Below are 434 nucleotides of genomic sequence, written 5' to 3' on the forward strand. Positions count from 1 at the left end.
ACCGTGACGCTAGCGACTGGCACCCAAGTTGGCGACACCTTGATTGTCACTGACGGCAATGGCAACACCCTATTTAACGGCCCTGTCACTCAGGACATGCTCGACAACGGCTTTGACGTTGAAGTGCCTGTGACTGCAGGCGCGACCGATGTTGATGTCACCGCGCAAGTGATTGATATCGCCGGTAACCCCTCTGCAACCGCCACCGACAACCAGCCTGTGGACAATGTTGCCGCACCTGCACTCACCGTTGAGTTCAGCGGCATGGGCAACGATGGCGTGTTCAACAGCGATGAGATCGGTACTGATGGCACTGTGACCGCCACCGTGACGCTAGCGACTGGCACCCAAGTTGGCGACACCTTGATTGTCACTGACGGCAACGGCAACACCCTATTTAACGGCCCTGTCACTCAAGACATGCTCGACAACGG

At 57.1% G+C, this 434-nt stretch carries 1 protein-coding gene; it reads left to right on the forward strand.

Features of this window, described 5'->3' with window-relative positions; genetic code table 11:
- The coding region (locus H5125_RS21820; protein ID WP_220487403.1) for a hypothetical protein at nucleotides 1-434 on the forward strand (434 nt) is incomplete at both ends.

This window comes from Shewanella sp. SR44-4 (assembly GCF_014163715.1).
Classification (GTDB): Bacteria; Pseudomonadota; Gammaproteobacteria; order Enterobacterales; family Shewanellaceae; genus Shewanella.